Source organism: Thomasclavelia sp. (genome assembly GCF_017889095.1).
Taxonomy (GTDB): Bacteria; Bacillota_I; Bacilli_A; order Erysipelotrichales; family Coprobacillaceae; genus Thomasclavelia.
In genome coordinates this window covers 1-9,904 of record NZ_JAGHEW010000049.1, presented here as the reverse complement: position 1 = coordinate 9,904, position 9,904 = coordinate 1, and the positions used below count along the sequence as shown (strand labels likewise).

The 9,904-nt window shown below is 30.8% G+C and carries 10 protein-coding genes, 1 pseudogene and 1 other annotated feature; of the genes and pseudogenes, 1 reads left to right on the top strand and 10 read right to left on the bottom strand.

All coding sequences use genetic code 11. The annotated features are described in order from the left end of the window. The 10 genes and pseudogenes from J7M77_RS02250 to J7M77_RS02205 all read right to left on the bottom strand — a co-directional run. Window positions 1–750, bottom strand: a pseudogene (locus tag J7M77_RS02250) (hypothetical protein); the annotation flags it as partial. Window positions 751–979: 229 nt separating this feature from the next. Beyond that, window positions 980–1,156 carry a hypothetical protein gene (locus J7M77_RS02245; RefSeq protein ID WP_296875548.1) on the bottom strand — a complete coding sequence of 59 codons (177 nt, stop codon included), beginning with the start codon at window positions 1,154–1,156 and terminating at the stop codon, window positions 980–982. Between the two features lie 93 nt (window positions 1,157–1,249). Next, window positions 1,250–1,462, bottom strand: a complete 213-nt coding sequence (locus J7M77_RS02240; protein ID WP_296875547.1) for a DUF1538 family protein — start codon at window positions 1,460–1,462, stop codon at window positions 1,250–1,252. Further along, window positions 1,443–1,622: a DUF1538 family protein gene (locus J7M77_RS02235; protein WP_296875546.1), complete on the bottom strand. Its 180-nt coding sequence runs from the start codon at window positions 1,620–1,622 to the stop codon at window positions 1,443–1,445. The genes J7M77_RS02240 and J7M77_RS02235 overlap by 20 nt, the downstream gene beginning before the upstream one ends. Before the next feature lie 543 nt (window positions 1,623–2,165). Beyond that, window positions 2,166–3,035, bottom strand: coding sequence for an acetylglutamate kinase (gene argB, locus J7M77_RS02230; protein WP_296875545.1), 870 nt, complete (start codon window positions 3,033–3,035; stop codon window positions 2,166–2,168). Window positions 3,036–3,049: 14 nt separating this feature from the next. Next, window positions 3,050–4,267 carry a bifunctional glutamate N-acetyltransferase/amino-acid acetyltransferase ArgJ gene (gene argJ, locus J7M77_RS02225; RefSeq protein ID WP_296875544.1) on the bottom strand — a complete coding sequence of 406 codons (1,218 nt, stop codon included), beginning with the start codon at window positions 4,265–4,267 and terminating at the stop codon, window positions 3,050–3,052. 12 nt (window positions 4,268–4,279) lie between these two features. After that, window positions 4,280–5,317, bottom strand: a complete 1,038-nt coding sequence (gene argC / locus J7M77_RS02220; RefSeq protein ID WP_296875543.1) for an N-acetyl-gamma-glutamyl-phosphate reductase — start codon at window positions 5,315–5,317, stop codon at window positions 4,280–4,282. 49 nt (window positions 5,318–5,366) lie between these two features. After that, window positions 5,367–5,581 (bottom strand) — a binding site (T-box leader). A 39-nt stretch (window positions 5,582–5,620) separates the two neighbouring features. Continuing rightward, the gene (locus J7M77_RS02215; protein WP_296875542.1) at window positions 5,621–7,231 is read right to left on the bottom strand and encodes a hypothetical protein; all 1,611 of its coding nucleotides are present in this window, start codon (window positions 7,229–7,231) and stop codon (window positions 5,621–5,623) included. Next, a complete protein-coding gene (locus J7M77_RS02210) occupies window positions 7,224–7,937 on the bottom strand; it encodes an ABC transporter ATP-binding protein (protein ID WP_296875541.1) in 714 nt (237 codons plus the stop codon). Before J7M77_RS02210 ends, J7M77_RS02215 begins: the two co-directional genes overlap by 8 nt. Window positions 7,938–8,066: 129 nt before the next feature. Then, window positions 8,067–9,203 (bottom strand): AI-2E family transporter, encoded by a 1,137-nt coding sequence (locus tag J7M77_RS02205; RefSeq protein WP_296875540.1) that lies wholly within the window; start codon window positions 9,201–9,203, stop codon window positions 8,067–8,069. A 167-nt stretch (window positions 9,204–9,370) separates the two neighbouring features. Between J7M77_RS02205 and J7M77_RS02200 the strand changes: the two genes are divergently transcribed. Next, a partial coding sequence (locus J7M77_RS02200) for an argininosuccinate synthase domain-containing protein (protein WP_296875539.1) occupies window positions 9,371–9,904 on the top strand: 534 nt, incomplete at its 3' end.

Sequence of the window (9,904 nt, the reverse complement as noted above, 5' to 3'; positions counted from 1 at the left end):
CATTAACATTAGTTCTTTGATTTGACCATGAACAATCTTTTCATTTAGTTTAGCAACCGTTTGAACCCCCATTAATTCTCCCCATTCTTCATATTCTTTCATGACTTGAAAAAGTTTAAAATATCGAAAAGTAACGTCTTTTTGTCCCAAACGTACACCAGGTTCAAAAAATTGCAAAGAAATATGTTTAAGATATGCCGTATTCGGTAACATAAATCCATAAAAATAGTTATAAATCCCTTCCATTTGATAAATACTGCACGTTTCTTTTTGACGATAACGCAATAAGTCAGCCTTATCTTCCAAATGATTTTGTTCAAAAAAGGATATTGCTTTATCTTTAGCTAGCTGATGTCGGCTAATAACACATTTAGCTTGGACCAGTTCTACCATCCGCTGTTTAATTTTAATGGTATCTTGAAGGGTTAGAGAATTTTTCTTTTTAATTGTACAGTATAAACCATCTTGAAAGGCAAATTCAACACGAATAAAAGCCTCTGGAAATATTTGTTTTGTTGCTACAATAAACAAAAAAGTTAAAGTACGTTCATAAATTTGCTTACCGGTCATGCTGTTAGCCTCAACCCACTCGATCAAGACATCATCATTGATTTGATGATTAAGTTCACAAAGCTTACCATTAATAATCGCTGCATAAATTTTCTTATCGGGAAAATATGTTTGAGCAATATTTTCCAATGTGACAGACTGTTGAAGCTCAATGATATCTTGACCAATTGTAATTTTCATATCATCACATCCTCGTATAATATGTATAAAAGCTTGAATTAAAATCCTTGCTTCTACACTCTCTTTATAAGATACTTCATAATATTATTGTACTAAAACGCTTTACGTTAGTCCAACTTCTTCCATAATTTTCTTTATTTTTTACTTCCTTGTTTATTTATAACACTACATAAATCCATACAAATTGAAAACTACCTAAAATTTAATCTAATTATAAAAAAAGAACAACCTATTCTTCAATTCCCGTTAAATCTTCAATTGGGATAGTTAAGACAATTCCATGAACCGGTGTTTCAATCCCGCATTTTTCGTTAATTGCCATCATTACTTCAGCTTTCTTTTCTTGAGGAATAATGATCATCGTAAATTCTTGTTTCTCTTGTAAATTAACTCCTAAAAAATGCAAGGCATCTTCAAGACTCGTCGCCCTTTAATAATCGTACCATCTTTAGTTCCAACACTACAAGCACAATCAATAACATCATCACTATATCCATAATTAACAGCAACCAACGGTATTACGTCCACCAATCGTTAAAGGTAATAAGAAAGTCGAGGTCACCAGACCAGTAATAATCCCCACTCGAATCAAAAGCAACAGCAATAAAATCATTTTGAGTAAAAAAGATAAAATAAATAGCGCTACATATAAAAATGTCAAAAGTTTAGGTAAACTTATTTTCAATAAAATTCTAATTACTGAAATAACCATAAAGATTCCCACCCCCGACAGCAACACTCCAAATAATTACCAGGTTATCGATTGATGCAACTTGAATAGCTAAAACCTGAAGATTAGATTTTGATATCGTTATGATCGTCCCTGCAATAAAACAAATGATAATAGTAATAATAAGTTTATGTGGTTTCATTAATTATTAACGAAATAACACTAGTAAAAAAATAAAACCAAAATACTTTTCCAAGTTCACGATGAATATACCCTAATCAAATTAATATTGTATCTTTATAAATAGCAGGAAAAAGAACTATATCAAACAATATAGCTCTTTTTATTATCGATAACATTTTACCAATTCTCACTATTAATCTTTAAATATAATATGTTATTATTTAAATATACTACTTTATTTACGTCTTAAACAAAAACTTATAATAAATTATAAAAATAAGGAGGATTTGTATGGTTTACCCGATTCTATGTTTATTATTTGCAGTATTTATCTATTTCTTCAATAAAACAATTATAGCTTTGAAAGAAAACGGTAATTATAAAAAATATTTGTATCTATCCAGTTTCATTTTATATATTTTTGTAGTAATACTTTTAAGTATTTTAAATTCAACCTTGCAATTAATTTAATCAACAATGATAAAAGAGCTGTAATGATATAGCTCTTTTGTTATCTTTTTAAACAAAAAAATCCCACTAAATATTTTAGCAGGATCATATTTTATTTTTTAATTTCCGTTCCTACACCACTAGTAGTGAAGATTTCAATTAATAAACTATGTTCTAAACGGCCATCAAGAATATGGACTTTTTTAACATCTTCCTGAACTGCTTCTAAACAGTTAGTTAATTTAGGAATCATTCCCCCAGTAATTATTCCTTGATCAAACAATTCTTTTGCGGATTTTGTATCAATTACCGAAATTCGAGTACTTGGATCACTAGGATCTTTTAAAACTCCTTCGATATCCGTTAAGAAAACTAACTTACTAGCTTTTAAACTGCGGGCTATGGCAGTTGCAACATCATCAGCATTGATATTAAAAGCGTTATATTTTTTATCTAATCCAATTGTTGAAATAATTGGTGTATAGTCTTTTTCTAATAACGTTTCAATTAAATCAACATTAACATCAATAATTTCACCTACAAAACCAATATCTTCACCCTTTGGCATTGCTTTTTTGACGGTAATTAAATTACCATCTTTACCAGATAATCCTACAGCATGTGTTCCAATTCGTTCCATGTGCTGAACTAATCCCTTGTTGATTTTACCTGATAAAACCATTTCGGCTACTTCTAGAGTATCTTTGTCGGTTACCCGAAGACCATTTTTAAACTGGCTTTTAATATCTACTCTTTGTAACCAGCGATTAATATCATTACCACCGCCATGAACAATTACTGGTTTAATCCCAACTGATTTTAATACGGCAATATCTTTTAAAACACTATGTTTGATGATTTCATTAGTCATCGCACTTCCGCCATATTTAATTACGACAATATCTCCATTAAACTTTTGAATATAACTTAAAGCATCAACTAATACTTGTGCTTTGTTTTGTTCAACTGTTCTTTGTACCATAATCTTCCCCTTTACTATGAACGATAATCAGCATTGATCTTTACATAATCATAAGTTAGATCACAACCCCAGGCAGTTGCTTGACAGTCACCATTATGAATATCAATTAATACTTTTACTTCACTGCTTGATAGAATTTCGGTTGCTTTTTCTTCACTATAATCAGTTGCCATGCCCTGATGTACTAACTGTAATTTTCCTAAATCACTTTCAATAAACAAATCCACATTATAAGGATCAAAAGTTTCCCCAGAATAGCCCATTGCACAAAGTAAACGACCCCAGTTAGCATCATTTCCATAAATTGCAGTTTTAACTAACGGTGAAGTACAAACACTTTTAGCAATCACTTTAGCCTGATTGATGCTGCTTGCATTAGTTACTTTTACTTCTAATAATTTAGTGGCCCCTTCACCATCACCAGCAATCGCTTTAGCTAAAAATTCATTTACATAATATAAAGCCTCTTTAAATGTTTGATAATCTTGATCTTCGCTTACTATTTCTTTGTTATCAGCTAAACCATTAGCCATTAATAAAACGGTATCATTAGTTGAAGTATCGCGGTCAACAGAAATCATATTAAAAGTATCCACAATTACTTCTTTTAATGCTTTATTTAATAACTCTTTAGAAATATTACAATCAGTTGTAATAAAACCTAACATCGTTGCCATATTAGGATGAATCATTCCGGAACCTTTACAACATGCCCCAATTGTAACTACTTTACCATCTAATTCAATTTCAACCGCTAAATGTTTAGCTTTAGTATCAGTCGTTAAAATTGCATTAGCTACATCATTACCACCATTTTCGTTTACTAATGGCTGTACTTTTAAGACCCCGGCTTTAATTACATCCATTGGTAATTGTTTACCAATTACGCCCGTTGAACAAATCAAGACTTCTTCTTTTTTAATTCCAAAACTATCAGCCACTACTTGAGCAAATTCTTGATTAGCTGTTTCTCCTTGATTACCTGTACAAGCATTAGCAACACCACTATTAATAGCAATTACCTTAGCTGTTTCATAATTTTCAACAATTTGTTTATCCCACAATACTGGAGCTGCTTTAACTACATTTTGGGTAAATGTTCCCGCTGTTTTGGCTTTTACGGTACTATAAATTAAAGCAAAATCTTTTTTCTCTTTTTTGATTCCAATATGCTCTCCCGCACCTAAATATCCTTTTGGTGAAGTCACTGTTCCCGTTTCAATTATTTTCATTTTCTATTCCCCCTATAAAATTGCTGGTGCTAACGTTAATCCCATTTTTTCATCAAGACCAAACATAATATTCATGTTTTGAATTGCCTGACCAGCAGCACCTTTAACTAAATTATCCATTGAACCCATCATGATAATGCGCTTAGTTCGTTGATCAATTTGATAATTAACATCAACAAAATTACTACCTTTAACACTTCTTACTTCAGGTACTATTCCTGGTTTTAAGACCCTTACAAAATATTTATCATCATAGCATTGATATGCTTTTTTTACATCTTCTTCACTTACCCCATCTTTTAATTTAGCATAAGCAGTAACTAAGATTCCTCGATTCATTGGTACTAAATGAGGGGTAAAGTTTAATAATACTGTTTCATTAGCTGCGTATCCTAATTGTTCTTCAATTTCTGGAGTATGACGATGCGTTGTCACCCCATAAGCTTTAATACTTTCATTAACTTCACAATATAAATTAGCTACTTTGGCAGAACGCCCCGCCCCGCTAACACCACTTTTAGCATCAATGATCAAACTGTCCATTTCAATCAATCCATTTTTAGCTAATGGATAAATTGATAAAATTGAACAAGTCGGATAACATCCTGGATTGGCTAGTAATCTTGTTTCTTTGATTTTTTCTCGATTTATTTCACATAGACCATAAACTGCTTCTTCAATAAACTTTGGTGAAGCATGTTTAATTCCATACCATTTTTCATAAGTATCAACATCTTTGATTCGATAATCAGCACTTAGATCAATTACTTTTACTTTACTTAATACATTTTCATTAACAGTTTTGGCACAAACGCCTTGCGGTGTTGCGAAAAAAACAACATCAACATCATCTAAGTACGCTTCAATATTATCATCAATACATTTTTGATCAATCAAGTTAAAATAGCTAGAATATACAGAACTATACTCTTGATTTGAATATGTCCTTGATGAAACCCATTTGATCTCCACTTCCTGGTGTGTTAATAAAAAGCGTACTAATTCACATCCCCCATATCCAGTTGCTCCAACAATTCCTACTCTAATCATCTTTCTAGTCCTCCATTTCTTTTTTCATAAATAAAAAACGCCTCTTATAACAAGAGACGAAATTAACCGCGATACCACTCTATTTATCATAAGTTGACCTTATGATCTCTTTCATCGATAAGGGCGATAACCCGAAAGTGATACTGTTATTTCCCACTTTCCTCTCGTAAATGCGCTTTATCTTAACTAGATTACTAACCTTTCACCAGCGTTAGCTCGCTAAAAATCAATCATTAAGACTACTCTTTTAGTCGTCGAGTTTGATTATATTATATTACGTAATCAAATTTTGTCAAACATTTTTTAAAGTTCTTCAAAACGTTTTACGCCCCAGCTATTTAATAAATAATAACTAAATATATCTAAGATCACAAAAACAACTAAAACAACATACGTATAAGCTGTTACATCTAAATAACGATAAAATAAACCAATATAACCACCTACAACTACAATAATTAACGCAAACATCGCTAGCATGGAAATTATTACTGCCATACTTTGTTTTACCACTACTGTTTCATTGACATAATCAAATTTAGGTTTCCAAAGATTGATCAATAATCCTAATATTGCTTCAAATATTGCAAATACAATTGGTACTGTAATAACTAAAAAACTATCACCAATTCCTAATTTAAAAATAATAATCGCAATGATCGATACCAATAACCCAGCTGGTATACATAATAGTAAATGTAATAATATCTTGCTTTCTAAAATATCTTTAGTTTTAATCGGTAATGTCTTTAAGATCCATAAATTATTACCTTCCAAAGAAATCAAACTGGCACTAATAAAATTAAATGAATTAGTCGTAGCAATCGCTAAACACAAGCCACCGGCTAGCCACTCATTTAATAATGTCTGATAACTTAACGGTATACCATTAAAGAGCATCATTAGATCATTGCCTTTAACTAATAAAACTCCCGCTAAAAATACAGTAAATAATAATCCCATTCCGGCATTTAACATAACCATCGCATTAGAGGTAAAATGACGAAGTTCTCTTAACAACAATGATTTTTTTAAGCTATTAGCTTTAATATCTGTTTGTTTTAGTTTACCTTTTTTACTTCCGGTTTTAGTAGTCGTTAAGTTAATGAAATTCTTTGATAATAAATAAATAACTACAACAACTAAAACAACGACAATAATTAAATACATCGCTAAACTAATTAAATTATTATCACTAATCGCTAATGATAAATGATAGATTGGAAATAATGCTTTTTCAATTGCTTCACTTAAAGCGGCACCATTAGCTACTAAATTCATTAAATAATTTGGTAACTGATTAACTAAATAAAAATAAGCTCCTAATAAGATCAATGAAAATAATAAAGTTATAAATGTTTTATTATTAATTCGTTTTAATACCAGTGCTAATAACCAGGCAAAAACACAAGAAATCGCTAGTACAAACATTGGTAAAGTAATTAAGACGATCATAAAAATAATTAATTTTAAAAGATCGAATGGCTGATAACTAAAATAAACAATAATTGCCGGAAGTGCAATCAAGGCTTCATAAAGATAATCTAAAATCAAGATCATCAAAACCCGGCTTAATAAAATATTCCGTGGCTTAATTGGCATCGCTAATAATAAGTCATTATCTTTAGCTCCATATATTTCTTGCCAGACCATAAAAATACTACCGACAAAAACTAAAAATACGATCATAATTGCCATTAAAGCAAAATAAAGCCACTTAAAACTACTTAACGTAAAGGGTTCAATAATTAAATTAAATAAATAACCACAACCGCCAAGAATAAACACTCCTAGATAAGCAAGCAAAAATATCATCAAGATAATCTTTGCTTTGCTGACCTTTTCTTGCTTAGTTGAACGAATCGTTTTTTGTAAAAGTCCTAAAAAACGAACTTTTATTAAAGTTTTAAGCATGGTCATCCTCCAATTCTAAAAATACTTCTTCTAATGAATCATCTCCGATAACATCCTGAGTATTTCCCGCTACGATTAATTTACCTTTTTTAATAATGGCAATTTGATCACATAGTTTCTCCGCTACTTCTAAAACATGAGTAGAGAAAAAGATTGCTCCACCTTGGTCACATATTTCTTTCATTAACCCCTTTAATAAATGCGTTGCCTTAGGATCTAACCCAACAAACGGTTCATCCATGATCATTAATTTAGGCTGATGGATCAAAGCCGAAATGACCGCTAATTTTTGTTTCATCCCATGAGAATAAGCACTAATGGGATCTTTTAAAGAATCCGCAATTTCAAACATCTCACTATATTTTTTTATTCTTTCCTGCCGTTTAGTTAAATCAATTCCATAAATATCACCAATAAAATTTAAATATTTGATCCCTGATAAATATTCATATAAATCAGGATTATCAGGAATATAAGCCATGATCTGTTTACAAGCAATCGGTTCTTGTTTAATTGATTTACCATCAATTAAAATATCTCCTTGATCAAACTGTAAGATCCCCGCAATTGATTTTAAAGTAGTTGTTTTACCAGCCCCGTTATGACCAATAAAACCATATATTTGTCCTGCTTTAATATGCAGTGATAAATCATCTACTGCCTTTTTTTCACCATATCTTTTTGATAAATGTTCAATTTTTAACATTTTTACCTCCTGTGATTGAGTTAATCAATCAATAAAATATTTATAAGCAAATTATAGTACAGTTCAATGAGTAAAAAAAGATTTCCCGTCTTATTTTAATACAATCTTTATATTAAATAAAAAAAGCGCCTATTTAGGCACTTTCAATAACTTTTGTTCTCGCTTTTTTACATGCGTTTTAATTAAAGTATAAATAACTGACGCTACTGGTACGCTCAATAACATTCCAATTACGCCCCAAAGAGTTCCCCCAACGGTAATTGCAAACAAAACCCAAATCGATGGTAAACCAATGGTAGAACCAACTACACGAGGATAAATAAGATCTCCTTCTAACTGCTGTAAGACAATTAAGAATATAACAAAAATAAATGCCTGCATGTAATCAACTGTAAAGATCATAAAGGCACCAACGATACCGCCAATAAACGCACCAACAATAGGAATAAAAGCGGTTATTCCTACTAATGAACCAACCATAGGAGCATAAGGCAAACGTAAAATCATCATCCCAAAAGCACAAAGCAATCCCAAAATAAAAGCTTCAACCGTTTGACCAATAATAAAATTAGAAAATGTTGTTCTTGAAAGACGGGCAATATCATATATTTCCTGACCAATATTTTTAGGCAGATAAGCATCAATCAGACGTTTACTTTGAGCCTTCAAGTTTTCTTTAGACATTAAAATATACATTGCAAAAACAATTCCTAAAATAAAGTTAACAACACTATTAAAAAACATATAAATAGCATCAACTGTAGTCCCTAACATTTCTCTTATATCATTTTTAACCAAACTGCTTAACTGATTGGCAATATTATTAATATCAATACTATCTAACCAGTTCTCTAGTTCTGGAAATGATGATTGATGAGCGTTAGCCCAACTTTCTAAACTATCATAAACTTCCGGCAATGATTTAATAATTACTTTAATAGCATTAGACAATTCAGGAATAATTAATGTTATAACCACTGCTACTACTCCAACCACCAATAAAATAGCTCCTAAAATACTAAGTGCTCGTTTAACACTTTTCAATTTAGGATTAGTAATTATTTTCGATAATGGTTTTTCGATTCGAATCATTAACACATTTAACACAAACGCAATCATACAGCCAATGATAAACGGCATCAAAGCATTTAATATATAACCAAAAACATTAAAAACTAATTGATAATGATTAATTAGCCAATAGCTAATAACTGCAATCAAAACAATTTCTAATATCTTTTTATAATTCAGTTCTATTTTATTCATATAAACCCCCAAGCTTTTTTAATAATTCTATTTTACCATTATTACGATAATATGAACAGTTATGATTCGATAATAAAATACTTATTATTACGATAAATCGTTGCATTTTATAAAACTTTAGTTTATTATAAAAATAATTTAAAGTGATTATTAAGGGGGAAATATAGATGAAAGAAAAAGTTATTTTAGCTTATTCTGGGGGATTAGACACAACTGCCATTATTCCCTGGCTAAAAGAAAATTATGATTATGAAGTTATTTGCTGCTGTATTGACGTTGGTCAAGGTGAAGAATTAGACGGACTTGAAGAAAGAGCAAAAGCTTGTGGAGCAACTAAACTTTATATCAAAAACGTTGTTGATGAATATGTAAAAGACTATATCATGCCTACAGTTCAAGCTGATGCCGTATTTGAATACAAATACTTATTAGGTACAGCTACTGCTAGACCATTGATTGCTAAAGTATTAGTTGATGTCGCTCGTCAAGAAGGAGCAACAGCAATTTGTCATGGGGCTACTGGTAAAGGTAATGACCAAATTCGTTTTGAACTTGGTATTAAAGCTTTAGCACCTGATTTAAAAATTATTGCTGCTTGGCGTGATCCTAAATGGAACATGGATTCTCGGGAATCAGAAATTGCTTATTGTAAAGCTCATGGTATTGATTTACCATTCTCTGCTGATTCAAGTTATTCTCGT

Bases quoted from the DNA above. Each gene is read 5' to 3' on its own strand.
- J7M77_RS02240 (WP_296875547.1), bottom strand. From the start codon at position 1,462: ATGGTTATTTCAGTAATTAGAATTTTATTGAAAATAAGTTTACCTAAA.
- J7M77_RS02235 (WP_296875546.1), bottom strand. From the start codon at position 1,622: ATGAAACCACATAAACTTATTATTACTATTATCATTTGTTTTATTGCA.
- argB (WP_296875545.1), bottom strand. From the start codon at position 3,035: ATGGTACAAAGAACAGTTGAACAAAACAAAGCACAAGTATTAGTTGAT.
- argJ (WP_296875544.1), bottom strand. From the start codon at position 4,267: ATGAAAATAATTGAAACGGGAACAGTGACTTCACCAAAAGGATATTTA.
- argC (WP_296875543.1), bottom strand. From the start codon at position 5,317: ATGATTAGAGTAGGAATTGTTGGAGCAACTGGATATGGGGGATGTGAA.
- J7M77_RS02215 (WP_296875542.1), bottom strand. From the start codon at position 7,231: ATGCTTAAAACTTTAATAAAAGTTCGTTTTTTAGGACTTTTACAAAAA.
- J7M77_RS02210 (WP_296875541.1), bottom strand. From the start codon at position 7,937: ATGTTAAAAATTGAACATTTATCAAAAAGATATGGTGAAAAAAAGGCA.
- J7M77_RS02205 (WP_296875540.1), bottom strand. From the start codon at position 9,203: ATGAATAAAATAGAACTGAATTATAAAAAGATATTAGAAATTGTTTTG.